Raw genomic sequence first — 24,177 nt, forward strand, 5'->3', positions numbered from 1 at the left:
GAGCAGAGTAGGGCCATCGGCAGGCGAGACCAGCCGGGACCGAAGATCCGGGCGGGTGCCCGGGACGCAACAGAACCGCTCGTGCTCAGGGGGAATCCGATGTCCATGTTCGCCACTCGCATCGCCGGGACCGTGGCCGCGGCCGTCATCGCCGTCGGTGCTCTCGGTGCTCTCGGTGCGGTGCATTCGTTCACCCCGGGCGAGCCCTCCGCACCGCACCGCGTCTCCGCCTCCGGCACCGAGACCGGTGCGACCATTCCGCTGGACCAGCCCACGGGTCACCAGTCGGGGCGCACCGACGTCACCTGGGGCCACTGACAGCGGGCTCCCCCGCCACCCCCGCCACCCCGCACCACGGGACCGTCGCCGGGGGCCAGACCGGGCCGACGGCCTCCGTACGGGCCGGCGGGGCGGCCGGGGTGAGGCCCGGGAGGCGGACCAGGGACCGGGACACGCGGGCGCCGGCGTCCCCCGTCGACGGCGGCCGGTCGCGGAACTCGACCGTGACCACGTACGCGCCCTGCCCGCCCCGCGCCTCCACCACCGCCAGGACCCGCCGGCTCACCGGGTCGACACGGCAGTCGGCGACCTCGACCCGCGGCGGCGCGGCGGCCGCCCCGGCCGGGCGGGAGGACGGGCTGCTCGCCCAGACGTACAGGCCCAGCGGGGCGAACACCAGGAGTCCGGCCAGGCCGACGAGGCCGACCAGCCAGCCCTGCCATTTCAGTGCCATGCCCCGATCCTCCCGGTACGGCCCGCACGCCGCCAGCACCCGCCCACTCACACAGCATTTCGAAGCGGGACCGTCCGGACACCTTCCGTTCACCCGGCTCCGCACGGAATGTGGGTTTCCGTGAGCAGGCTGCACCCGTGAGACGCATCCTTGGAATCGCTCTGGCGGTCCTCCTGGCAGGCGGCGTGATCGCCGTCATCGTGCTCGGGGGGAACGCTGCAGAGGGCACGGCAACGAAGACCGTGCGTGGCGTCATCGGATCGGAGAAGTCCGAGTTCTTCCGCGATCCCGACGTCGTCAAGGCCCTTGCGGACAAGGGCTACACCGTGAAGACGGAGACCTCGGGCTCCTGGGCCATGGACCGGCTGGCCCTCAAGGAGTTCGACTTCGCCTTCCCCAGCAGCAGTGAGCCGGCGCAGGAGATCGAGGCCGCGGCCGGGGTGAAGGGGGCGCAGACCGCCAAGCCCTTCTTCTCTCCCCTCGTCGTCGTCGCCCGCGCCAACGCCGCCAAGGTCCTCGCGGACAACGGGCTGGTCAAGATGAACGGGAAGAACACCGGGACCCTCCTGATGGGCCCCTACCTGAAGGCCGCCGGCGAGGACCGGGGCTGGCAGCAGCTGAACGGCTCCGCCGCCTACACCGAGCTGACCGGCACCGTGTTCGTCAAGACCACCGACCCGGCCACCTCCAACTCCGGCGCCCTGTTCCTCGCCGCGACCTCCAACGTCGCCAACGGCGGCACGGTCGTGTCCGACGACGGCGGGATCAGCCGCACGGCCCCGCTCCTGCGCAAGCTGATCCAGGTCCAAGGGGCCCTGGAGGCCTCCACCGACGGCCCCTTCCGCGCCTTCGTCAGCGGCAGCGGCGAACCGCTGATCCTGGCCTACGAGGCCCAGGTGGCCTCCCTCCTCATGCAGAAGCAGACCAACGCCGAGCTGGGCGACATGGTCGTGCTCTACCCGGACACCACCGTCAACTCCCCGCACACCTTCGTCCCGCTCAACGACAAGAGCGGGGAACTCGGCACCCTGCTGGCCACCGACCCGACGCTCCGCCGGCTCGCCCTGCGCCACGGGTTCCGCCCGCAGGAGGGCCTCGCCGAGTTCACCGCCGCCACCGCGCCCTACGCCGGCTACCTCAACCCGGGTCTGACCGGGATCCGGCAGGTGGGTGCTCCGACCGTCAAGGTGCTGATGGCGATGGCCGCCCGCGCCAAGGGGCAGGAGGACCACTGATGACGACGACTCCGCTGACGCCGCCCGGGAACGGGGCCGGGGACCCGCTCGTCCTGACCGCCCCCGAGCCCGTGCCCGCCGTGCGACGGGAGCAGGCCCCCGGCATGGTCCCGCTGGACGAGGGCGTGCGCGAGGAGATGTCCCGCCGGGCCGGGGAGTACGTCGGCCGGCTCGCCGGGATCGACACGCACTCCCCCGAGTTCGCCACCCACGTCAACGACCTCACCGCCCTCGGCTCCGCCGACCTGCGCACCGCCGCCGACCAGTCCAACCGGATGCTGGAGCGGGCCGTGCACGCGATCGGCCCGGACGGCGGCGGTGACGCCCAGGCCCGGGTCGCCGGCTCCCTCGTCGAGCTGCGCCGGACCGTCGAGGACCTCGACCCGCAGGCCGGCGCCCCCGCCAAGGGGGCCCGCAGGCTGCTGGCGAAGCTGCCCGGCGGCAACCGGCTGCGCGACCACGTCGCCAAGTACGCCTCCTCCCAGGACACCCTGAACCGGATCGTCCAGGCCCTGCGCGGCGGCCAGGACGAGCTGCGCCGCGACAACGCCGCCCTGCACACCGAGCGGGCCCGCCTCTGGGAGACCATGGGCAGGCTCCAGGAGTACGCGGTGCTCACCGAGGCCCTGGACGCGGCCGTCGAGGAGCGGATCACCGAGGCGGAACGCTCCGACCCGGCCCGGGCCGACGCGCTCCGCTCCGACGTGCTGTTCCCGGTCCGCCAGAAGCACCAGGACCTGCTGACCCAGCTGGCGGTCTGCGCCCAGGGCTACCTGGCGATGGACGTGGTCCGGCGCACCAACGACGAGCTCGTCAAGGGCGTCGACCGGGCCGCGACCACCACGGTCTCGGCGCTGCGCATCGCGGTGATGCTGGCCTCGGCCCTCGACGGCCAGCGCAGGGTGGTCGAGCAGGTCGACGCCCTGCGCGGGACCACCGAGGAGCTGATCCGGGGGAACGCGGAGATGCTGGCCACGCAGAGCGGGGAGATCCAGCGGATCGCCGCCGACCCGGCGGTGGGGGCGGAGACGCTCCGCAGCGCCTTCGGGCAGATCTACAAGACCCTCGACGCGATCGACTCCTTCAAGGCGCAGGCCACGCAGAACATGGCGGCGACGGTCGAGTCCCTGACGGGCGAGCTCCAGGCGGCCTCGGCGTACCTGGCCCGGACCCGTACGCCGAACGCCCTGGAAGGAGACGGACGATGAGGCACCGCACCGCACGGATGCGCAGACGCCTCGCGGCGGCCGTCGCGCTGGCCGCCACCCTGCTGGGGGCCTCGGCCTGCACGGAGGGCACGCCGGACGGCACGCCCTCGGCCGGACCGGGGAAGCCGGCGGCCGCGTACAAGGAGGGCCGGCTGCGCGTCCTGGCGTCCAGCGAGCTCGCCGACATGGCGCCGGTCCTCAAGGACGCCAAGGACGCCACCGGCGTCTCCGTCGACTTCACCTGGTCGGGGACGCTCGACGCGGCCGAGCAGGTGTCCTCCGGCACGGCGGACGGCAGGTACGACGCGATCTGGCTCTCCTCCAACGACTACCTGCGGCTGCGTCCCGAGGCGGCCGCGAAGCTCGCCAACGAGACCCCGGTGATGTCCTCGCCGGTCGCGCTGGGGGTCCGGCCGGAGGCGCTGGCCCGGCTGGGGTGGACGCCGCAGGAGGTGACCTGGTCGGCGGTCGAGGAGGCCGTGGCCGCGGGGAAGCTGACGTACGGGATGACGGACCCGGTCCGCTCCAACTCCGGCTTCTCTGCCCTGGTTTCGGTGACCTCGGGGCTGTCGGGGGCCCAGGCGGCGCTCACCGACGAGGACGTGCGGAAGGCCGCGCCCCGCCTGAAGGGGTTCTTCAACGGGCAGAAGCTGACCTCCGGTTCCTCGGGCTGGCTGGCGACGGCGTACGCCAAGCGCGGGGACGTGGACGCCCTCGTGAACTACGAGTCGGTCCTGCTCTCCATGAACAAGGACGCCAAGGCACCGCTGACCGTCATCCGCCCCAAGGACGGCGTGGTCACCGCCCACTACCCGCTGACCCTGCTGACCTCCTCCCCCGCCGGGGCCCGGGAGTCGGGGCGGCGGCTGACGGAGTACCTGCGGGGCGACGCGGCGCAGAAGGCCATCACCGGGAAGACCTTCCGCCGGCCGGTGGCGACCGGGGTGGCGCCCGCCGCCGGGCTGGACCCCGACAGGCGCCGCGAGCTGCCCTTCCCGGGCTCGCGTTCGGTCGCCGACGGGCTGCTCGCCTCATACGAGAACGAGCTGCGCCGGCCCTCCCGCACGGTGTACGTGCTCGACACCTCCGGCTCGATGGCCGGCGACCACCGCATCGACCGGCTGCGCGACGCGCTCACCACCCTGACGGGGACGGGCACTTCGGGGCCGGGCCGGCGGTTCCGGGACCGTGAGGAGGTGACGCTGCTGCCGTTCGGCGACGCGGTGAAGAAGGTGCTGACGCACGTCGTGGAGCCCGGCAACCCGGGCCCGGCCCTGGACGCGATCCGCGGTGACGTGCGGTCCCTGCGCCCCGAGGGCGGTACGGCCGTCTACGGCAGTCTGAAGGCCGCCTACCAGCACCTGGGGCAGGGCAACGCCGACGCGTTCACCTCGATCGTGCTCATGACGGACGGCGAGAGCGGGGACAAGGTGCAGGACTTCGAATCCTTCTACGCCGGCCTGCCGGAGGGGCAGAAGCACACCCCGGTCTTCGCCGTGCTCTTCGGGGACTCGGACCGCAAGGAGCTGAGCCACATCACCGAGCTGACGGGCGGCCGGCTCTTCGACGCGACGAACGGCGCCGGCTCGCTGGACGGGGCGTTCGAGGAGATCCGTGGCTACCAGTAGGCCGGCGGCCCGGGTGCTCGGCTACCTGGAGTCGAGGAAGAACCTGGCGGGCAGCGCCTGCGGCCTGGTCGGCCTGGCGCTGACCGTGGCCGGGGTGGCGGGCCCGTACTGGCCGGTGGTGATCGCGGGACTGTACGGGGTGGGCGCGCTGGTCGCCCCGCCGGAGCGGGCCCCCGTACCGCTGTTCCCGGGCACGGCCGAGCAGTTGGAGGCCGTACGGGAGGACCTGGGCCGGCTGCGGGACTACGTGGCGGAGGTGGAGCTGCCGCCGGCCGCCGAGGGCAAGCTGGGCGAGCTGCTGGACCTGTACGCGGCGCTGCTGGAGCCGGGGCGGGGCACGGAGGCCCTGGCCGCCGAGCCGGACGCGGTGCACGCGCTGTCGCGGGCGATCCGGCTGGACGTACCGGAATGCGTGGACACGTACAACCGGACCCGCTGGTGGACCCGGCTGACGCCGGGCGGTGAGTCGCCGGAGCGGCACCTGGAGCGGCAGCTGTCGGTGCTGTTCGACGAGGCGGAACGCCTGACGGCGGGCCTCCAGGACAGGGAGGCCCGCCGTCAGCAGACGCACACGGCCTACCTCGAAGAGCGCGGACGCTCCTGAGGGGTCGGCGGGCGGCGGCCGGGACAGTGGCCTCCGCCCGTCGGTCGGGCGTGTGCTGCTCTGGGAAAGCCTTGGTCGGGGATTCCCACAGCGGTGGGAGAGCCTTGGTCGGGGACTCCCACGTTCAGGTGGCCCGCCGCACGGGGGCGGGCGTCGGGCTCAGCCCAGGCGCTCGACCAGCGCGTGGTACTGCTCCCACAGCTCCTTCGGCGTGTGGTCGCCGTAGGTGTTGAGGTGCTCGGGGACCAGGGCGGCCTCCTCGCGCCACACGTCCTTGTCGACGGTGAGGAGGAAGTCGAGGTCCTCGTCGGAGATGTCGAGGCCGTCGAGGTCGAGCGCGGCCTTGGTCGGCAGGACGCCGATCGCGGTCTCGACGCCCTCGGCGTTGCCGTCGAGGCGGCCGACGATCCACTTCAGGACGCGGCTGTTCTCGCCGAAGCCGGGCCACACGAACTTGCCCGCGTCGTTCTTGCGGAACCAGTTCACGTAGTAGATCTTCGGGAGCTTGCTCTGGTCCTTGTCGGCCGCGACCTTGACCCAGTGGGCCATGTAGTCGCCCATGTTGTAGCCGCAGAACGGCAGCATCGCGAACGGGTCGCGGCGCAGCTCGCCGACCTTGCCCTCGGCGGCGGCGGTCTTCTCGGAGGCGATGTTCGAGCCGATGAAGACGCCGTGGTTCCAGTCGAAGGACTCGGTGACCAGCGGGACGGCGGAGGCGCGGCGGCCGCCGAAGAGGATCGCGGAGATCGGGACGCCCTTGGGGTCCTCCCACTCGGGGGCGATCGTCGGGCACTGCGAGGCCGGGACGGCGAAGCGGGCGTTGGGGTGGGCGGCCGGGGTCTCGGACTCCGGGGTCCACGGGTTGCCGCGCCAGTCGATGAGCTCGGCCGGGGGCTCCTCGGTCATGCCCTCCCACCACACGTCGCCACCGTCGGGGGTGAGCGCGACGTTGGTGAAGACGGTGTTGGCGTACATCGTCTTCATGGCGTTGGCGTTGGTGTGCTCGCCGGTGCCGGGGGCGACGCCGAAGAAGCCGGCCTCGGGGTTGATCGCGTAGAGGCGGCCGTCCTCGCCGAAGCGCATCCAGGCGATGTCGTCGCCGATGGTCTCGACCGTCCAACCGGGGATGGTCGGCTCCAGCATGGCGAGGTTGGTCTTGCCACAGGCGGACGGGAACGCGGCCGCGACGTACTTGGTCTCGCCCTCGCCGGCCGGCGGGGTGAGCTTGAGGATCAGCATGTGCTCGGCGAGCCAGCCCTCGTCGCGGGCCATGACGGAGGCGATGCGCAGCGCGTAGCACTTCTTGCCGAGCAGGGCGTTGCCGCCGTAGCCGGAGCCGAAGGACCAGATCTCGCGGGTCTCGGGGAAGTGCGAGATGTACTTGGTGGTGTTGCAGGGCCACGGGACGTCGGCCTCGCCCTCGGCGAGCGGGGCGCCGAGGGTGTGGACGGCCTTGACGAAGAAGCCGTCGGTGCCGAGCTCGTCGAGGACGGCCTTGCCCATGCGGGTCATGGTGCGCATGGCGACCGCGACGTAGGCGGAGTCGGTGATCTCGACGCCGATCGCGGAGAGCTCGGAGCCGAGGGGGCCCATGCAGAAGGGCACGACGTACATCGTGCGGCCCTTCATGGAGCCGCGGAAGATGCCCTTCTCACCGGCGAAGAGCTCCTTCATCTCGGAAGGGGCCTTCCAGTGGTTGGTCGGGCCCGCGTCCTCCTCCTTCTCGGAGCAGATGAAGGTCCGGTCCTCGACGCGCGCGACGTCGGAGGGGTCGGAGGCGGCGTAGTACGAGTTCGGGCGCTTGGTCTCGTCGAGCTTCTTGAACGTGCCCTTGGCGACGAGCTCCTCGCACAGGCGCTCGTACTCGGCTTCGGAACCGTCGCACCAGACGACGCGGTCGGGCTGGGTGATCGCCGCGATCTCGTCGACCCAGGAGATCAGCTCCTGGTGCGTCGTCGGGAGGGAAGGGGTGGGAGCCGCGTTGTCGCGCGCCACGATTGCTCCTTGTTGAGGGGTTTGTTTGGTGTATGCCCCGTGGGGGCCGCGACCCGGACGCTTCGCGCTCCGCTCATCCGGTGTCGACCGCACTCATCTGATCATCCGGTGGATGTGCGCATATGTCCAGGGGGCCTCTCACGTGAGCATCGCCACGTCAGTCAATCTTCCGTAAAGAGGACTAACGGAAACCTACGGACCCGTAGGTAGCATGATGACCATGACTTCTGACGCCGCTGCCGTGGCGACCGCGACGGCCGAACGCGAAGCTCCGGAGCCCAAGCCCCTGATGCGCGGCTGGCTGCACACCGGAATGTTCCCGGCCGTGGTGGTCGCGGGCCTCGCGCTGATGACCTTCACCGACTCGACGCGGGCGCGCGTCGCGTGCGGGGTGTACATCCTCACCGCCTGCCTGCTCTTCGGGGTCAGCGCCGTCTACCACCGCGGGACCTGGGGCCCGCGCGGCGAGGCGATCCTGCGCCGCCTCGACCACGCCAACATCTTCCTGATCATCGCGGGCACCTACACCCCGCTCACCGTCCTGCTGCTGCCGGACTCCACCGGGCGGACCCTGCTGTGGGCGGTGTGGCTCGCGGCCGCCGCCGGCATCGCCTTCCGCGTCTTCTGGGTCGGCGCCCCGCGCTGGCTCTACACCCCCTGCTACATCGCGATGGGCTGGGCCGCCGTCTTCTTCCTGCCGGACTTCATGCGCACCGGCGGCATCGCGGTCCTGGTGCTGGTGATCGTCGGCGGCCTCCTCTACAGCGCGGGCGGGGTCATCTACGGGATCAAGCGCCCGAACCCCTCGCCCCGCTTCTTCGGCTTCCACGAGGTCTTCCACTCCCTGACGCTGGCGGCGTTCGTGGCCCACTACGTCGGCATCTCGCTGGCCGCCTACTCGCACTGAGGAGCGCTTCATCCTGCCGTTATCGCACGGCCGCCCGGAGCTCGCACTCCGGGCGCGGCCCGTGGAGGGGGCCCCGCCGCGGATCGCGGCGGGGCCCCTTTTCCGTGCGAGCGGCTAACAGGTCCAGCCGTCCCCGTCCGCGTCCAGGCGCAGCGGATCACTGCCGTTGACCTTCATCCGCTGCGGGAAGCGGTGCGCCGCCAGCCAGGCGCAGCGGGCCTGTGTGGTCTTCGCCATCTCCGCCGGGAAGGCCGCCGGGACGCACACGTTGACCGTCCCGTAGTGCCGGTCGCAGCCGGCCACGGCGGGGGCGACCGGGACGGACGCCCGCTGCCCCGGATTCTCCTTCGGCGCGGCCAGTTCGTTCGCGAAGGTGTGCTCGTGCGCGGCGGGCTGCTGCTTCGCGGCGGCCAGTGAGGGGGCACCGCCCAGGTGGACCCAGGTGGCGACGGAGGGGATCCCGGCCGCGTCGACGCCGAAGAGCATGTACCAGCCGGGCGGGGCGAGGTTGGGGTTGCTGGTCACGTTGAGGTCGATGGTGGTGCCGTTGACCACGCTCATCGGCAGGTCGACGAACCGCTGGTTGGGGTCGGAGGAGTGGGTGACCGCCGCCGGCCGGATCAGCTCCGCCTTGGCGAGGGGCCGGTCGACGGTGATCCGCTGGGTGTCCCCGTACACCCACTCGGTGTCGATCACCGAAGTGAGCTTCGGGCGCGGGCCCTTGAACAGGTAGGGCGGGGTGTAGACCGACACCGCGTGGTTGTACGTGCCGTTGCCCGGGTTGTCGCCGACCGACATGACCCGGCCGTCGGGCAGCAGGAACGCCCCCGAGTGGTAGGTCCGCGGGATCGGGTCGGTGGCCAGGCCCGGCTGGTAGGTGTTGGTCCCGGGGTCGAAGAAGGAGGCCTCGAACACCGGGTCGGCCCGGTCGTGCAGCCCGCCGCCGGTCTCCAGCACCTTGCCGTCGGGCAGCAGCACGGCGGAGACGTACATCTTGCCCTCGGCCCCGGCCTGCGGGCGCTTGCCCGTACCTGGGTCGACGAGGCCCTGCGGGAGGTCGGGGCCCGCGGTGTAGGCGGGGCTGGGCTTCTTGAGGTCGATGAGGTCGGTGAGGCGGTTCGCCGCCGGGTTGGTCTCGTTGTTGCCGCCGCCGATGGTCAGGACCCGCTGGTCCTGGGCCGGGGGCAGCAGCACGCTCGCCGACTCGTCGCGCTCGTCCTTCTTCCGCAGCCCGGGCACGTCGGTGACGGTGTTGGCGCCGTAGTCGTAGACGGAGGAGCCGGATCCGGCGGTGCCGTTGCCGAAGGTGTGGCTGCCGGAGTAGAAGAGCCGGCCGTCCTGCATGAGGATCATCGACGGGTACAGGCCCCAGTAGGACCAGGTCTGGTTGACCTGGCTCAGCGGCAGCCACTTGTTCTGCGCCGCCGAGAACCGCTCCGCGGTGACGTTGCCGGTGGAGTCCTCCTTCAGGCCGCCGAAGGAGATCACGTCGCCGTTGCCGAGGACGGTCGCGGACGGGTACCAGTGCCCGCCGTTCAGGTCGTTGGTCCTGGTGTACGTCTCGGTCGTGGGGTCGAAGACGTACGAGTCCTTCAGCCCCTGGTAGCCGATCTTGCCGTCGGCGGACGGGTATCCCTTGTTGCCGCTCATCACCAGCACCCGGCCGTCGGCCAGCTGCACGTGCCCGGAGCAGAACATGTCCACCGGCGTCGGGATGGTCTTGACCGTCCCGGCGACCGGGTCGTAGACGGCGGAGGTGAAGGTCCCGGCGTTGAACTGGGAGATGTCGTTGCCGGAGCCGGCGATCAGCAGCACCTTGCCGTTCTTCAGGACCACGGCGTGCATCGAGCGCACCGGGTTCTGCGTGCCCATCACCTCCCACTTGCCCTTCGCGCACTCCTCCGCCGTGCCCGTGCAGCCGGCCTGGGGCGGGACGGCGGCCACTTCCTCCAGCGCGTAGTCGTCGGTGGTGAGGGTGCCCACGCCGTAGACGGACAGCCCCCAGGCGATCCTGTCGGTGTTCGGCGGGACGGCGGGCGTACGCACCTGGGTGCGCGACCAGGCGGCACTGACCGGGGGGTTCTGCAGGTCGGTCCAGTACTGCCAGCCGGCGGCGGTGTCGTGGCGGAACACGGTCACCGCCACGTCCGGGGTGTTCGACTTGTACCAGGCGGACAGGTCGTACTGCCTGCCCGGTGCGACGGTCGGGGCGCAGGTGGCGTTCTCCGTGACCAGCGCCTTGCGGTCGCCGTCGACGCGGCGGGTGAGCGAGACCCTCATGGCCTTGGTGCCGCTGTGGGCGTCGGCGACGGTGGCGAAGGTGAAGTCGTTGTCGCCCCAGCCCGATTTCTCCCAGCAGGACGGCATGTCGGAGCCGGGCGCGCCGGCGGTCTCGAAACCGGGGTTGGTGAGCAGGTTGGGCGCTCCGGCCGTGGCCTGCTGGGGGGCGGTGAGCAGCAGGCCTGCGGTCATCGCCCCGACGGCGGCCAGCGCGGCCCTGCGCCCCGTCCTCCGTCGGATCGTCCTTGGCATGCGGTGGTCCTTTCGGTGCGGCTCAACTCCTGGTCGTGGGACGGGTACGGGCCGCCGCGCGTGGCCCGCGCGGCAGGTAGACGAGGGCCTCCGTGGCGGCGAAGCGCAGGACGAAGGTGGTGACCAGCGCCAGGGCCGTCGCGGGCAGCACGCCGAGGCCGAACCGGCCGACGAACAGCGCGATCAGCGGGATCCGCAGCAGCAGGTCGGCGTTGGCGAGGAGGGCGAAGCGTCCGACGCGGTCCGCCCAGTGGCGGTGGCGGCGGCGGTCGCGGAAGAGGAGGGTCTCGATGAGGAGGAAGTTCCACAGCACCCCGGCCTGGTTGGCGACGACCTCGGCGGCCAGGTACTGCATCCCGGCGTGGGTGAGCAGCCACAGCGCGAGGAGGTTGGGGGCGAAGCCGGAGAGCCCGATCAGGCCGAAGCCGATCATCCGGGCGAGCGGGCTCGCCGAGCGGAGGGCGGCCAGGTGGGTCAGGAAGCGCAGCCCTTCGCGGGCGGTGGACTTGGACGCGCCGGCGAAGCGGTCCTGGAAGACGAAGGGCACCTCGGCGGTCTTCGCCGGCCGGCAGCGGACGGCCAGCTCCAGCAGGATCTTGTAGCCGAGCGGCTTGAGCGCCCCGCCGGTGACGGCGCCGGTGACGGCCGGGCGGCGCACGGCGAAGAACCCGCTCATCGGGTCGCTGATGCCGCGCAGGGCGCGCGGGAAGAGCCCCTTGGCCAGCCAGGTCGCGCCGCGCGAGACGGCGACGCGGTAGCCGCCGGCGAGTCCGGCCCGGCTGCCGCCGGGCAGGTAGCGGGAGGCGACGACGAGATCGGCCCCCGTCCGGTCGCCCTCGCCGACCAGCTCGGGGACCAGGTGCGGCGGGTGCTGGAGGTCGGCGTCCATGACGACGATCCAGTCGGAGCCGGCCCGGGCGATGCCCTCGACGACGGCTCCGCCCAGGCCGCCGGCCGGGGTGTCGCGGTGCAGGACGGCCACGGGGAAGGGGCAGTCGGCGGCGGCCTTCTCGATGAGGGCCGGGGTGTCGTCGGTGGAGTCGTCGACGAACAGCACCTCGCAGGGCGGGCTCGCCGGCAGGGCGTCACGGAGCCGGCGGAGCAGCTCGGCGACGTTGGCGGACTCGTTGAAGGTCGGGATGATCAGGGTGACGCCGCCGGACGCGGCGGGCACCGGCGGAGTGCCGACTTCCGGATCGTCCAGGGCGTGCGGGGGCCACAGGTCCTCGCTCATGGTGGTTCAGCTCCCACTCTCGCGGTCGGTGCGGCGGATCTCGATACGGTCCTCGCCCGTACCGAAGACGGCGACCGCGGTCGAATGCTCCAGAGCAGCCTTCACCCTGGGCAGGTCCACCGCGTCGCGACGCACGGTGGGCGAGGAGACCACGTAGTCGATGTCCCGCCAGCCGCGGGGCAGGGTCTTGGTGACCGCCGGGTCGAGGTCCGCCTTGTAGAACCAGATAGCGCCCGGTCCGGGTGCAAAACCGGAGTGAACGGCGTCGAGCCAGAGCGCGTCGTCCACGAGGACACGGGTGTGCGCCGGGTCGGGCACCTCGCGGCCCAGCCAGGCGGCGGCCTGCCGGTAGGGGGCGTTGGCGTCGGCGGTGAGGGCGGTGCGGTCGCCCTCGTACCAGCGCGGCAGGACGAACGCGGCCGCCGCGACGGCGAGGACGCCGACGAGCGCCCGGCGCCCGTACACCAGGGCCCGTCGCTCGCCCGGCCCCCGGCGCCGGCGCAGCACGGCGTGGGTGACGCTGGCCGCTGCGGCGGCGAGCACCAGGGCGAGGAAGGGCAGGGCCTGGATCACGTACATCGCCGGGAGGTAGCCGGAGGGCCGCATGGCGACCACCGCGAGGATCACGGCGGCCAGGGCCGGGCCGGCGAGTGCCCGGGCGGTGACCGACCACCGGTGGGTGACCAGCAGCAGGACGGCGCCGGCCAGCCCGCCCAGCGGCAGGACGGTGTCGTAGTACAGCCAGGAGCGGAAGACGCCGTTGGAGCCGGAGCCGGGGTCCAGGATGAAGCCGGAGCCGGGGCGGCTCATCTGGTAGGTGATGCCGTCGATGAGGGAGACGTGTCCGGCGCCGGGCAGCAGCTCGTTGTTGAGCAGCGCGTACAGCGGATACGACAGGCCGATCAGCGCGCAGGCGGTGACGGCCCCGGTGACGGCGAACTTGCGGGTGTCGCGGTGGCTGTGGCGCCACATCGTCACCAGCAGCGCCGGGAGCACCACCAGCATCGTCTCCTTGGTGAGGACGGCGGTGGCGGCGGCCAGTCCGGAGCCGAAGTGGTGCCACAGGTGACGGCTGGGGGACGCGGCGAGGCAGAAGGCCAGCAGCATCCACATCACGGCGAGGTTGTCGAGGAAGATCTCCCGCTGGAGCACCACGGAGAGCGGGGACAGCCCGAACAGCCCCATCGCGAGCCCGGCCGCCCAGCGCGGCAGCCACAGCCGGCGGGCCAGTACGTAGATCAGTACGGAACCGGCGGCGGAGACGGCGAGCATCGAGAAGCGCATCGGCGCGACCGTCATCCAGTCGGGCACGAACAGCGACGGCAGCCAGGTCAGCCCGGCGATCTGTATCCAGCCGAGCGGCGGGTGGTCGTACCAGTACGTGTAGTGCGCCAGGCCGTCGCCCTGCTGGACCGCCCACGCCTGGGCGAGGTAGGTGCCCTCGTCGTCGCTCAGGGTCGGGAAGTTCGTGATGTTCCAGCCCTGGACGAGGACGATCAGCAGGAGCAGGGCCCCGCAGAGGATCAGGTCGGGGCGCGAGGAGCGGAAACGGACCAGCGGGCGGACGGGGGCGGGCGGGCGGACGCCGAGGCCGCCGTCGGCGTCGCCGGTGCCGGTGCCGCCGGTGCCGGTGTCGGTGCCGCCGGTGCCGGGTCCGGTTCGGGTGTCGGTGCCGTCGTCGCCGTCGGGGTGGCCGGAGCCGGGCAGCCGGCGTACGGGCAGCAGCTGGGCGGTGGCGGCCGGGTCCGCCGGCTGCGGATCGGTGGCCGTGGGCACGGTGGCGGTCACCGGTGGGCGTCCTCTCGGATCGGGGCGGCGGCGTGCGCGGCCGGGGCCGGGGCGGTCTCCAGGTGGGCGCCGGTGTGGCTGGTCAGCTCCCACTCGTTGCGGCCGCGCTGCTCGCGCCAGACGGCGCGGATCGCGGCGCCCGCCAGCATCACCTGGTAGAAGGGCCCGCCGGCGATGAGCTTGAGGTAGTGCACGAAGCGCACGCGCAGCCCGTACTGGCGGCCGAAGTCGTGCAGGCCGACGATCTCGAAGACGAAGGTCACCAGTGCCGTGATCATGGGCAGGAAGGTGACGATCGCGACCCCGACGGGCACGTCGAGGAAGACCGCGACGGCGAAGTTGACCGGGATGATCACCCCTGAGGCGGCCTGCATGAACGGGGTCATCAGCGTGTAGCGGGCGAGCCAGCGTTGCCCGCGGCCGGGCAGCTGCTGCCAGTCCTTCTTCCGGTAGACCTGGAGGAAGCCCTGGTTCCAGCGGGTGCGCTGCTTGAGCAGGCTCATCAGCGAGCCCGGGGTCTCCTCGCGGGTGACCATGTCGGAGTCGTACGCGACGACCACCTTCTTGCCGACCGAGGAGAGCCGCACGCCCAGGTCGCAGTCCTCCGCGAGGCAGTTCTGGTCCCAGCCGCCGGCCTCGCGCAGCACCTCGGTGCGCACGAACACGGTGTTGCCGCCGAGCGGGATGAAGCCCTTCTCGGCGTGCAGGTGGAGGCGGGAGCGGAACCAGAAGAAGTACTCCAGGCAGTTGCGCAGGCTGTACCAGCTGGAGTGGAAGTTGATCAGCTGGACCCCGCCCTGGACCACGTCGGCGCCGGTGGCGCGGAAGGCGTGGTCGACGTGGGACAGCAGCTGGGGGTGGACCTGGTCCTCGGCGTCGAAGACCCCGACGATGTCGCCCCGGCAGTGCGGGAGGGCGGTGTTGAGGGCCTTCGGCTTGTTCTTCGTCGCGTTGTGGTCGACGACGACGCGGACGTGCCCGGGCGCGCGGGCGGCGGCGCGGTCGGCCACTGCGGCGGTCCCGGGGTCGTCGTGGCCGACGATCACGATGATCTCGTAGTCGGTGTGGCCCGACTCCAGGAGCCGGTCGATGGTGTGTTCCAGCACGGCCTGCTCGTGGCGGGCGGGCAGCAGGAGCGAGAACGCCAGCCGGTCGCCGCCGTCGGGGCGGTCGAAGCGGGTCGAGGCGAGCGTCTCGGGTGTGCGCCAGGCGTGCATCTGCCACCAGAGAGTGAAGGCGGCCATCCAGAAGAGCGCAAGAGAAATGGCGGAAATAATGACAGAGGTGAACAAACCGTCCCCCACAGACATGCCGCAACCCCAGGCGGCGACCGGTAAACCCCCCGGAGACGTGCGCGGGCCCCCCGGCCCGCCGTCTCCGCCCCCTCCGTGCGCACCCCCCAGTGCGCGTCTCGGTGACTCTCCTCGGTGTCCGTCCTCGGTACCTGTCCTCGGTGACTCCCGAGGACACGAGACTAGGCAGCGCATGTGAAGCTGAGGCGCCGCCCAGTTAAAAACCACATTTCCGAGTTGATGTACAGCAACCGGAATTGACGCTACTCCGGCCCTTTCAGGGATGAACCACACCCAACTGGTCCGCCAGCTCGACCGGTTCGGTCGTAGGCCGCGCGCAGACGAAGTGCCGGCACACGTACGCCGTCGGAAGGTCGCGCACGAGCGTGCGCTCGGTCAGCAGGGGGAACTCCCCTCCGCTGCCGTCCGCCGCACGCGGCAGCCCGACCGCCACCACCGCCCCGGGAGCCGTCCCCAGCAACGCGGTGCGGTGCAGGGCGGCCGTCGCCGGATCCTCCGGATGCCCCACCACCGCCACCTCGCGCGGCCCGTCCACGAGCGCCTCCGCCACGGCCAGGCCGTGCCCGATGAAACGCGGGGCGCGCGGGCCGAGGGCCTGCACCACAGCGAGCGCCCGCTCGGCGGCCTCCCGGTGGGCCCGCGAGCCGGTGTGCGCGGCGTACGAGAGCAGCGCGCCGGCGGCGGCCGTCCAGCCGGAGGGGGCCGCGGTGTCGGTCGGGTCCTGGGGGCGCCGGATCAGCCGCTCGGCGTCGTGCGCGGTGTCGTAGAGCGAGCCGTCCTCGGCGGTGAACCGGGCCAGGACGAGGTCGAGGAGGAACCCGGCGAACTCCAGCCACACCCCCTCCCCCGTGACGGAGGCCAGGGCCAGGAACCCCTCGGCGACGTCCCCGTAGTCCTCCAGCACCCCGGCGTTCGCACCGACGCGCCCGTCCCGGCTGGTCCGCGCCAGCCGGGCCATCCCGTCCATGTGCACCCGTACCAGCAGGTCGGCGGCCTCGATGGCCCGCTCGACCAGATCCGGCCGCTCGAAGAAGGCCCCGCACTCGGCGAGGGCGGCGATGGCCAGCCCGTTCCAGGCGGCGACGACCTTGTCGTCCCGCCCGGGCGCGGGCCGCCTCCCGCGCGCCGCGAGCAGCCGCTCCCGGATCGAGGCGACCCGGCCGGCCTCCACCACGGGCCCGTCCTGCGGCAGCTGCAGCACCGACTTCCCGTGCTCGAAGGTCCCCTCCTCGGTGACCCCGAAGTACGCGGCGGCCAGCTCCCCGTCCGCCTCCCCGAGCACGTCCGCCAGCTCCCGGGGCGTCCAGGCGTAATACGCCCCCTCGACGTGCCGCCCGCTGCCCTCCTCCTCGCTGTCGGCATCGAGCGCGGAGGCGAACCCGCCCTCCGACGTCCGCAGTTCCCGCACCATGAAGTCGGCGGTCTCCAGCGCGACCCCCCGCGCCAGATCGGACCCGGTGGCCCGCCAGAGATGCGCGTACACGCGACACAACAACGCGTTGTCGTACAGCATCTTCTCGAAGTGCGGCACGACCCACTCCCGGTCCACGGAGTACCGCGCGAACCCGCCGCCGAGCTGGTCGTAGATCCCGCCCCGGGCCATGGCCTCACAGGTGTCGGCGGCCATCTGCAGGGCCCCCTCGGACCCCGTCCGGGCGTGGTGGCGCAGCAGGAACTCCAGCACCATGGACGGCGGGAACTTCGGCGCCCCGCCGAACCCGCCGCGCACGGCGTCGTACTCGCGCGTCAGCCCGAGCAGCGCCCGCCCCAGCTCCTCGGGCCCGGGCACCCCGGCCTTCCCGTAGTCCAGCTGCCGCCCGGCGAGGTCCCGCACGATCCGCTGAGCGACCTCGGCCACCTCCTCGCGCCGCCCGACCCAGGCCCCCCGCACGCCTTCGAGCACCTGCATGAAGGAGGGCATGCCGTGCCGGGGCTCGGGCGGGAAGTAGGTCCCGAAGTAGAAGGGCTCGGCGTCGGGCGTCAGGAACACGGTCATGGGCCACCCACCCTGCCCGGTCGCCGCCTGCACGGCCTCCATGTACACGGCATCGACGTCGGGCCGCTCCTCGCGGTCGACCTTGACGTTGACGAAGTGCTCATTCATATAAGCGGCGGTCAGCTCGTCCTCGAACGACTCGTGCGCCATGACGTGACACCAGTGGCAGCTGGAGTACCCGACGCTGAGCAGCACGGGCACCCCCCGCTCCCGCGCCTCGGCGAACGCCTCCGGCGACCAGGGCGCCCAGTCGACGGGATTGTCCGCGTGCTGGAGCAGGTACGGCGAGGTCTCGTTCACGAGGCGGTTCGACATGCGCCCATCCTCGCGCATGAGGGACGTGGAACCCGTCTGCGGCAAGCCGAGCGCCGGAGCCGCCCCCATCGGGCCACCCAACCGGCTTCGGCGTACATATATGCACGGCGGTGGTCGATTGGGGGTCAACTGCCTCTGGTCTAGCTCAGATTGGGTCGCGCCGGCGGGTGTCGCGCAGGACACTTGGCGGACGTTTGCGGAGCTCTCCGAGGAGGATGCCGATGCGGGACAGCCATCGTGTCGAGGCCGAGCGGGTGCTGGCCCGGGTCGTCGGGGAGGAGGTCCGGCGGGCGGGGGGCGGGGTGGAGGGTGAGGCCCTGCTCGCGCGGGGGCGGGAGGCGCTCGGGGGGCTGGCCGGGGTGGCGGGCGAGGAGTACGCCGCCTACGTGGCCGCGCTCGACGAGGCCGCCGCCGGGGAGCAGTCGCTCGGGGAGGCCTTCCGGCGGGCCGGCAGCGGGACGGCCCTGCTGGTGACGGCCGTCGCCGCGGCGGCCGCCGCCGGGGCGGACCTGGCCTTCGGCGTCGACGGCGGTACGGCGCTCAGTGCGGGGATCGTGGTGGGCGTGGCGGGGGCCGTGACGGCTGCGGTGCGAGTGGCGGCGGTGCACGTACCGGCCGCGAACCGGCGGGCCGGGGCGGCGGGACGCCCAGGCGGGCCGGAGCAGCTGAGGCTGAAGTGGCTGACGGCGCTGGAGGTACGCGGGATCCGGCCCTTCCTGGAGCAGGAGCGGGCCGTGGCCGTGGCCGGGGCGGGTTCGGCGGCCGCCGCGGGCTCGGCGGGCTCGGGTGCTGGCGGCGCCGCGGGCGTCGGGGGTTTCGGGGGCGCCGCGAGTGCCGCGGGTGCCGGCCCGGCGCGGGGGGCCGTGCCGGCGCAGTTGCGCGGGGCGGACCGCAGTGCCCAGGCGCGCCGGCGGAGCATGCTGGAGCAGTCGTTCGGGCAGCTCCCGGACGCCGACGCGCTCTTCACCGGCCGCCGGGCGGAGCTGGCGCGGATCGCGCAGTGGGTGCAGACGGCGCGGGCCAGTACGGAGACGCGGCCGGTGGTGGTCGTCCTGCACGGTGAGCCGGGAGTGGGCCGTACGGCGCTGGCGCTGCGGGCGGCGCACGGTCTGCGGGACCAGTTCCGCGGGGCGTGCGTGGTGGACCTGCGGGGCGGGGCGACGGCCGCGGGCGAGGCGCCGCTGTCGACGCGGGAGGCGCTGCTGCACCTGCTGAACCGGCTCGGGGCCCCGCGGGAGCAGCTGCTGTTCCGGGAGGGGGCCTCGGCCGAGCAGCAGGTGCGCCGGCTCGGGGAGCTGTACCACCAGCACCTCCAGGGGCTGCCCGTCACGGTGGTGCTGGACGACGCGGTGGACCCGGAGCAGGTGCGGGCGCTGGTGCCGGAGCGCTCCGAGAGCCTGGTGCTGGTCACGGCGCGGGAGCCGCTGGAGCTGCCCGCGGACCTGGGGGCCTGGGTGCACCAGCTGCCGGTGGTGCGGCTGGCGGAGCCGGAGGCGGCCGAGGTGCTGCGGGCCGGGGCGCGGGCGGCGGGCGAGCCCGTACCGGGGCCGGCGGCGGAGGCGGGGCTGCTGGAGCTGGCGGCGGGGCTGCCGCTGGCGCTGCGCGTGCTGGCTCCGCTGGGGGCGGCGCGGGCCTCGGACGGGGTGAGCGGCGGGGGCGGGGTGGGCACGCTGGAGCGGGCCCTGGAGCTGGCCTACGTGCGCCTGCCCGAGGAGCGGCGCCGGCTGCTGCGCCGGCTCACCCTGGCGGGGCGGGCCTCGCTGGGCGCGGCGGCGGCCGCGGCGCTGGCGGACGCGGAGCGGGTGGAGGCCGGGCGGCTGCTGGGCGAGCTGGCGCGGGCGGGCCTGCTGGACCTCGTACGCGGGGAGCGGTACCGGGTGCACGACGCGGTGCGCTCGTACGCGGCGGCGCGGCTGGCGGCGGACGAGGACCGGGCGGAGGCGGCGGCCGCGCACGAGCGGCTGATCCGGGACTACGCGCGGCTGGCGGACGCGGTGATCCGGATGGTCGACGGGAAGATGTCGACCCGGGCGAACCACTTCGGCGGGCACGGTTTCCCGTCGCTGGACGCGGCGCTGCGCTGGCTGGACGACGAGTCGAGCTTCATCACGGCGGCGCTGCGGCAGTCGGAGGGGGTGGACCAGCAGGCGGTGCTGGACCTGCTGGGCGCGCTGTGCGACTTCTGCCTGCTGCGCGGGGACCTGTACCGGCTGGGTGAGATCAACGAGCTGACGCGGGCGGTGGACCAGGGGCGGCTGAACCGCTCGGTGCAGTGGCGCACCGGTATCGCGGCGCGCCAGCTCGGTGAGCTGGACAAGTCGCGGACGACGCTGACCTCGCTGGTGGACCAGTACAAGGAGGCGCGGCAGGAGGCGGGGGCGGCGATGGCGCTGCTGTCGCTGGGCATCACCCTGCACCATCAAGGGAACCTGCCGGAGGCGGCGGCGCGGATCCGGGAGGCGCTGGCGCTCCAGGAGCCGGAGGATCTGGCGGGCGACCGGGCGTGGTCGCTGCACGCGCTGGGCGCGGTCGAGCGGGACCGGGGGCACCTGGCGGAGGCGGTGGCGCTGCTGGAGCGGTCGCTGGCGCTGCACCGGGAGAGCGAGAGCGTGCACGGGGAGGCGTGGGCGCACTTCCAGCTGGGGCAGGTGCACCTGCGGGTGGGCGACGTATCGCGGGCGGAGGAGGGGCTGCTGCTGGCGCTCGGCCTGTACGGGCGGACGCGCGACGACCGGGGTGAGGCGTGGGCGCTGACGCAGCTGGGCCGGGCCCGGGTGATCGCCGGGGATCCGGAGACGGCGCTGCAGCGGCTGCGGGACGCCCTGGCCCGGCACCGGCTGGCGGAGGACGCGCGGGGTGAGGCGTGGACGCTGTACTACCTGGGGCAGGCGCTGGAGGAGGAGGGCGGGCTGGACCGGGCGGTGCGGGAGCTGGAGCGGGCCCGGACGATGTTCTCGCGGATGCGGGACGTGTACGGGCTGGCGCACGCCCGCTACCACTCGGGGCGGGTGACGCGGGACCTGCGGGCGGCGCAGACGGGCAACCTGCGCAATTCCGGGTTCGCCCGGCAGCTGCTGGTGGACGCGCGGGCCGATTTCCGGCGGATCGGGCTGGCTCACGGGGAGGGCTGGACCTGCCTGGAGCTGGCGGTGGTGGACGCGGGGAACGGGCGGGTGCCGCAGGCGCTGGCGCTGTGCGGGGAGGCGGCGGTGCTGTTCGGCTCGTACGGGGACCGGCGCGGGGAGGACTGGGCGCGGTTCCTGCGGTGCACGCTGCTGCCCTACGGGGGGACGGCGGGGGGTGCGGACGCGGCCCGGGCGGAGCTGGCCGGGCTGGCGCAGGGCGCGCACGGGCTGCGGGGGGACCGCCTGGAGGAGTGCGTCGAGGCGTACGGGGCGGTCCTGGCCCGGGGTGTGGACCCGGCGGAGGGCTGGCAGGCCTGGCGCCTGGGCCTGGTCCCGGACCTGCGCGCCCGCGAGGTGATGGGCGTCTCCCTGCCGACGCCGTCGGCATGAGGGACCCCTCACCGGGGCGAGCGTGAGCGGTGCTCACCGGGGCGAGCGCATGCCGGCGGCGTGAGCGCCGCTCACGCGCGCGGGCACCGCTCTTCGACGTGAGCGGTGCTCTCGCCGTGCGGGTGGGTGCGTGCGCGGCAGTGGCCCGCCCCGCCGGGGTGCGGCGGGGCGGGCGCTCGGCCGTGGTGTGCGGTCAGGCCTTGGTGGCGTCGGCGGCCGGGGCCGCCGTCGCGCCGGCCGGCTCCGGGGTCTCCTCGAAGTTCACCCGTCCCATGTGCTTGCTCATCGACTTCATCAGGCCCCACACGCCGAGGGCGAGGGCGGCGAACACGATGAATCCGAGGAGGCCGGGCGTCACCTTGTTCTTGTCGAAGGTGTCGGCGGCCAGCGGAACGAGCTGGGTGACTGCTGCCTGCATAGCGCTCATGGCTACGCATTCTCCCGGATGCCCGCGAAGAGGTCGGACTCGGGGAGGGAAGTGTCGACGAGCGACTTCGCCAGCTCGTACTCCTCCGTCGGCCAGACCTCCTTCTGGATCTCCATCGGGACGCGGAACCAGCCGCCGTCGGGGTCGATCTGCGTGGCGTGCGCGATGAGGGCCTTGTCACGGATCTCGAAGAAGTCCGCGCAGGGCACGTGCGTGGTGAGGGTCCGCTCCTTGCGCTCGAACTCCTTCCACCGCTCCAGCCACTCCCCGTAGGGGGATTCCAGCCCGCGCGCCAGCAGCGCCTCGTGGAGGGCGATGGTGCGCGGCTTGTTGAAGCCCTGGTTGTAGTAGAGCTTCTGCGGCTGGTACGGGGCGCCGTACTCGGCCTCGGGGAACTTGTCGGTGTCGGCCGCGCCGTCGAAGGCCACCATCGTGATCTTGTGGGTCATGATGTGGTCGGGGTGCGGGTAGCCGCCGTTCTCGTCGTACGTGGTGATGACCTGCGGCTTGAACGCGCGGATCTTCTTCACCAGCTCGCCGGCGGCCTCCTCCACGTCCGCGAGGGCGAAGCAGCCCTCCGGCAGCGGGGGCAGCGGGTCGCCCTCGGGCAGGCCGGAGTCCACGTAGCCGAGCCATTCCTGCTCGACGCCGAGGATCTCGCGGGCCTCGTCCATCTCCTTGGCGCGTACCTCGTGGATGTTCTCCTCGATGTACTTGTCGCCCTGGAGCTTGGGGTTCAGTACGGAACCGCGCTCACCGCCGGTGCAGGTCACCACCAGGACGGGCACGCCCTCGGAAACGTACTTGGCCATCGTGGCCGCGCCCTTGCTCGACTCGTCGTCGGGGTGGGCGTGCACGGCCATCAGTCGAAGCTGCTCGGTCAAGACAGGATCCTCTGTGATTCGGCGCGACGGTCAACCTCTATATTGACCGAATCGGGGGACGGAAAATTCCTGGGTGCCTCACCCTCCCCAGCGAGAGGAATCGATCATGAGCGCGGTGCGCGAAGGGCTCCCGGAAGGCCGTTACGGCCGGTCGGCGGACGAGCGTGCGGACCGGAAGCTCAAGGTCGTCGGGTCGGTGCTCGGGGTCGGACTGCTGGCCGTCGTCGGCTGGATCGGCTGGGACTACGTCGGCGGGCAGAGCGTCAGCGCCGAGGTGATCAAGTTCCAGATCGTCTCCGACTCCGAGGTGAAGGTGCACCTGGAGGTCCGCAAGGAGGCCTCGGTCACCGGCGTCTGCACCCTCGACTCGCAGGACCAGGACCACAGCGAGGTCGGCCGCGCGGACTTCACGTTCCCGCAGAAGGCGACGCGCGTGGACGAGGTGGTCACGCTGAAGACCACGGCCCGCGCCACCATGGTCCAGCTGGTCGGCTGCCAGGCGGCGGGCACCGCCCGCTGAACCGGCCGGTGCGACACCCCGCACCCCGCGCCCTCCCCACGCCATGATCACTTCCGCGCCTAGCATGTGCACGCCATCCCCCGTGCCCTGTCCCGCCGACGGAAGAATCCCATGCGCTTCAAGCGGACCCTGACCGCGACCGCAGCCATAGCCTCACTCATCAGCCTCGCCACCGCCTGCGAGGACCCCGCCAAGGCGACCCCGCCCCCCGCGAGCCCGACCGCGACCGCCGCACCGACTGCCGAAGCCTCCGCCAAGGCCTCCCCCGCCGCAGCCGCAGCCGCCGCGCCGGCCACGCTCGCCGAGGCCCAGGCGTACGTACAGAAGTACACCTCCTGCGAGGACCTGAGCACCGGCCCGGCCGACCGCGTGAACCTCGCCGGGTACGCGCCCGTCGGCGCCTGGTCCGTCACCGAGCGCGGCATCTGCTCGGACACGAAGGAACAGGACGAGATCGTCATCTCCATGGTCTCGGACCTGAAGGTCCACCAGCAGGCCTACAAGGACCACATCACGAAGCGGCTCGACGAGGGGTACTGGGACGCCGGCCTCTACGACCCGGTGCTGTACGGCAAGACCTTCACGGTCTCCGCGCAGAAGACCGGAACCAACCTGGCCCTCGTCAGGTCGGACCTGCGCGTGCTGGTCTGCAACCCGGACTTCACCGTGCCCGAGGGCTACAAGAAGGAGAAGGCCCTGGTCGACGGCTGCGTCCTGACCGACTTCGTCAACAGCCGGGACGGCAAGGGCAGCCCCGTCAAGGGCGCGGCCCTGCCGAGCGCGGCCAGTATCGAGGAGCTCCGCAAGCTCGTCAGCCCGAAGACGGTCGACTGCACGGAGATGCTGGTCACCAACGAGCACATCGCGTCCATCGACTACCAGCCGGTCGTCGGCCGCGACGTCCGGGGCGCCGGCATCAAGCAGCGGGCGGTCTGCGGAAAGCTCGGCGGGCCGAGGCCGGCGGACATGAACTGGCTGGACCTCGTCGCCGACATGAAGGCCCTCCAGACCGTGTCCAAGGAGTCACAGCTCGCCGAGGTGGGGCACCAGCGGAGTCTCACCCAGAGCAAGCTGATGGTCGGCACGGACATCGCCGTGGAGAGCAACAACCCGGCCGTCCGCAAGGGGCTCTACAAGCTGGGGTTCCTGCGCGTGGACTGCGAGCCCGCCTTCAGCGCGCCCGCCGGATCCCGGATCCAGAAGGCCCAGGTCGACGGCTGCGTCCTGACCGACTTCGAGCGCCCGACGAGCTGACGGACGACCGCCCGGGGCGTTCACCGCACGCCCCGGGCGGGGTAGGGACGGGGGTGTTCCGTCCTCAGCCACCCGTAGCCCCAGGAGCC

At 72.6% G+C, this 24,177-nt stretch carries 18 protein-coding genes; 9 read left to right on the top strand and 9 right to left on the bottom strand.

The annotated features are described in order from the left end of the window. The first annotated feature begins 105 nt into the window (after positions 1-105). On the top strand, positions 106-318 hold the full coding sequence (locus ACZ5NJ_RS35095) for a hypothetical protein (RefSeq protein WP_468770460.1): 213 nt from the start codon (positions 106-108) through the stop codon (positions 316-318). On the opposite strand, the gene ACZ5NJ_RS35100 is transcribed toward ACZ5NJ_RS35095, so the two are convergent. Then, complete coding sequence (locus ACZ5NJ_RS35100) at positions 302-733, bottom strand: hypothetical protein (protein ID WP_468770461.1); 432 nt, start codon at positions 731-733, stop codon at positions 302-304. The genes ACZ5NJ_RS35095 and ACZ5NJ_RS35100 overlap by 17 nt on opposite strands. A 137-nt stretch (positions 734-870) precedes the next feature. Here ACZ5NJ_RS35100 and ACZ5NJ_RS35105 point away from each other — a divergent pair, with 137 nt between their 5' ends. From ACZ5NJ_RS35105 to ACZ5NJ_RS35120, 4 genes are read left to right on the top strand one after another with little or no spacing between them, the layout of a single operon-like run. Further along, positions 871-1,968, top strand: coding sequence for a hypothetical protein (locus tag ACZ5NJ_RS35105; protein ID WP_468770462.1), 1,098 nt, complete (start codon positions 871-873; stop codon positions 1,966-1,968). Beyond that, positions 1,968-3,176 carry a toxic anion resistance protein gene (locus ACZ5NJ_RS35110; RefSeq protein WP_468770463.1) on the top strand — a complete coding sequence of 403 codons (1,209 nt, stop codon included), beginning with the start codon at positions 1,968-1,970 and terminating at the stop codon, positions 3,174-3,176. The genes ACZ5NJ_RS35105 and ACZ5NJ_RS35110 overlap by 1 nt, the downstream gene beginning before the upstream one ends. Continuing rightward, entirely contained in the window at positions 3,173-4,804 is a 1,632-nt protein-coding gene (locus ACZ5NJ_RS35115) for a substrate-binding domain-containing protein (protein ID WP_468770465.1), read from the top strand. Before ACZ5NJ_RS35110 ends, ACZ5NJ_RS35115 begins: the two co-directional genes overlap by 4 nt. Beyond that, positions 4,791-5,408 (top strand): hypothetical protein, encoded by a 618-nt coding sequence (locus ACZ5NJ_RS35120; protein WP_468770467.1) that lies wholly within the window; start codon positions 4,791-4,793, stop codon positions 5,406-5,408. Before ACZ5NJ_RS35115 ends, ACZ5NJ_RS35120 begins: the two co-directional genes overlap by 14 nt. Positions 5,409-5,567: 159 nt before the next feature. Here ACZ5NJ_RS35120 and ACZ5NJ_RS35125 read toward each other — a convergent pair whose 3' ends face one another. Beyond that, on the bottom strand, positions 5,568-7,403 hold the full coding sequence (locus ACZ5NJ_RS35125) for a phosphoenolpyruvate carboxykinase (GTP) (protein WP_468770469.1): 1,836 nt from the start codon (positions 7,401-7,403) through the stop codon (positions 5,568-5,570). 220 nt (positions 7,404-7,623) lie between these two features. Here ACZ5NJ_RS35125 and trhA point away from each other — a divergent pair, with 220 nt between their 5' ends. Further along, positions 7,624-8,310, top strand: a complete 687-nt coding sequence (trhA, locus tag ACZ5NJ_RS35130; RefSeq protein WP_468770471.1) for a PAQR family membrane homeostasis protein TrhA — start codon at positions 7,624-7,626, stop codon at positions 8,308-8,310. A 114-nt stretch (positions 8,311-8,424) separates the two neighbouring features. On the opposite strand, the gene ACZ5NJ_RS35135 is transcribed toward trhA, so the two are convergent. The 5 genes from ACZ5NJ_RS35135 to ACZ5NJ_RS35155 form a co-directional block, all read right to left on the bottom strand. Beyond that, positions 8,425-10,842 (bottom strand): galactose oxidase-like domain-containing protein, encoded by a 2,418-nt coding sequence (locus ACZ5NJ_RS35135; protein WP_468770473.1) that lies wholly within the window; start codon positions 10,840-10,842, stop codon positions 8,425-8,427. Between the two features lie 22 nt (positions 10,843-10,864). Continuing rightward, positions 10,865-12,076 carry a glycosyltransferase gene (locus tag ACZ5NJ_RS35140; RefSeq protein WP_468770475.1) on the bottom strand — a complete coding sequence of 404 codons (1,212 nt, stop codon included), beginning with the start codon at positions 12,074-12,076 and terminating at the stop codon, positions 10,865-10,867. Between the two features lie 6 nt (positions 12,077-12,082). Beyond that, positions 12,083-13,633, bottom strand: a complete 1,551-nt coding sequence (locus ACZ5NJ_RS35145) for an ArnT family glycosyltransferase (protein WP_468770543.1) — start codon at positions 13,631-13,633, stop codon at positions 12,083-12,085. 227 nt (positions 13,634-13,860) lie between these two features. Beyond that, positions 13,861-15,156 carry a glycosyltransferase gene (locus ACZ5NJ_RS35150; RefSeq protein ID WP_468770476.1) on the bottom strand — a complete coding sequence of 432 codons (1,296 nt, stop codon included), beginning with the start codon at positions 15,154-15,156 and terminating at the stop codon, positions 13,861-13,863. Between the two features lie 277 nt (positions 15,157-15,433). Next, the gene (locus ACZ5NJ_RS35155) at positions 15,434-17,488 is read right to left on the bottom strand and encodes a thioredoxin domain-containing protein (RefSeq protein ID WP_468770478.1); all 2,055 of its coding nucleotides are present in this window, start codon (positions 17,486-17,488) and stop codon (positions 15,434-15,436) included. 221 nt (positions 17,489-17,709) lie between these two features. Between ACZ5NJ_RS35155 and ACZ5NJ_RS35160 the strand changes: the two genes are divergently transcribed. Beyond that, positions 17,710-21,003, top strand: coding sequence for a tetratricopeptide repeat protein (locus ACZ5NJ_RS35160; protein ID WP_468770480.1), 3,294 nt, complete (start codon positions 17,710-17,712; stop codon positions 21,001-21,003). Between the two features lie 193 nt (positions 21,004-21,196). Here the strand turns inward: ACZ5NJ_RS35160 and ACZ5NJ_RS35165 are convergent, their stop codons facing one another. Together ACZ5NJ_RS35165 and mca are read right to left on the bottom strand one after the other, a co-directional pair. Beyond that, entirely contained in the window at positions 21,197-21,430 is a 234-nt protein-coding gene (locus tag ACZ5NJ_RS35165; protein ID WP_468770482.1) for a hypothetical protein, read from the bottom strand. Positions 21,431-21,432: 2 nt separating this feature from the next. After that, on the bottom strand, positions 21,433-22,314 hold the full coding sequence (gene mca / locus ACZ5NJ_RS35170) for a mycothiol conjugate amidase Mca (RefSeq protein ID WP_468770484.1): 882 nt from the start codon (positions 22,312-22,314) through the stop codon (positions 21,433-21,435). 106 nt (positions 22,315-22,420) lie between these two features. Between mca and ACZ5NJ_RS35175 the strand changes: the two genes are divergently transcribed. Continuing rightward, positions 22,421-22,834, top strand: a complete 414-nt coding sequence (locus ACZ5NJ_RS35175; protein ID WP_468770485.1) for a DUF4307 domain-containing protein — start codon at positions 22,421-22,423, stop codon at positions 22,832-22,834. A gap of 111 nt (positions 22,835-22,945) precedes the next feature. Further along, positions 22,946-24,088, top strand: a complete 1,143-nt coding sequence (locus ACZ5NJ_RS35180) for a hypothetical protein (RefSeq protein ID WP_468770487.1) — start codon at positions 22,946-22,948, stop codon at positions 24,086-24,088. Positions 24,089-24,177 lie beyond the last annotated feature (89 nt).

The sequence above is a fragment of the Streptomyces sp. NPDC032091 genome (assembly GCF_055580265.1).

Excerpts from the sequence above, each read along its gene's own strand:
- ACZ5NJ_RS35095 (WP_468770460.1), top strand. The coding sequence starts at position 106 with ATGTTCGCCACTCGCATCGCCGGGACCGTGGCCGCGGCCGTCATCGCC.
- ACZ5NJ_RS35100 (WP_468770461.1), bottom strand. The coding sequence starts at position 733 with ATGGCACTGAAATGGCAGGGCTGGCTGGTCGGCCTCGTCGGCCTGGCC.
- ACZ5NJ_RS35110 (WP_468770463.1), top strand. The coding sequence starts at position 1,968 with ATGACGACGACTCCGCTGACGCCGCCCGGGAACGGGGCCGGGGACCCG.
- ACZ5NJ_RS35115 (WP_468770465.1), top strand. The coding sequence starts at position 3,173 with ATGAGGCACCGCACCGCACGGATGCGCAGACGCCTCGCGGCGGCCGTC.
- trhA (WP_468770471.1), top strand. The coding sequence starts at position 7,624 with ATGACTTCTGACGCCGCTGCCGTGGCGACCGCGACGGCCGAACGCGAA.
- ACZ5NJ_RS35135 (WP_468770473.1), bottom strand. The coding sequence starts at position 10,842 with ATGCCAAGGACGATCCGACGGAGGACGGGGCGCAGGGCCGCGCTGGCC.
- ACZ5NJ_RS35140 (WP_468770475.1), bottom strand. The coding sequence starts at position 12,076 with ATGAGCGAGGACCTGTGGCCCCCGCACGCCCTGGACGATCCGGAAGTC.
- ACZ5NJ_RS35155 (WP_468770478.1), bottom strand. The coding sequence starts at position 17,488 with ATGTCGAACCGCCTCGTGAACGAGACCTCGCCGTACCTGCTCCAGCAC.
- ACZ5NJ_RS35160 (WP_468770480.1), top strand. The coding sequence starts at position 17,710 with ATGCGGGACAGCCATCGTGTCGAGGCCGAGCGGGTGCTGGCCCGGGTC.
- ACZ5NJ_RS35165 (WP_468770482.1), bottom strand. The coding sequence starts at position 21,430 with ATGAGCGCTATGCAGGCAGCAGTCACCCAGCTCGTTCCGCTGGCCGCC.
- ACZ5NJ_RS35175 (WP_468770485.1), top strand. The coding sequence starts at position 22,421 with ATGAGCGCGGTGCGCGAAGGGCTCCCGGAAGGCCGTTACGGCCGGTCG.
- ACZ5NJ_RS35180 (WP_468770487.1), top strand. The coding sequence starts at position 22,946 with ATGCGCTTCAAGCGGACCCTGACCGCGACCGCAGCCATAGCCTCACTC.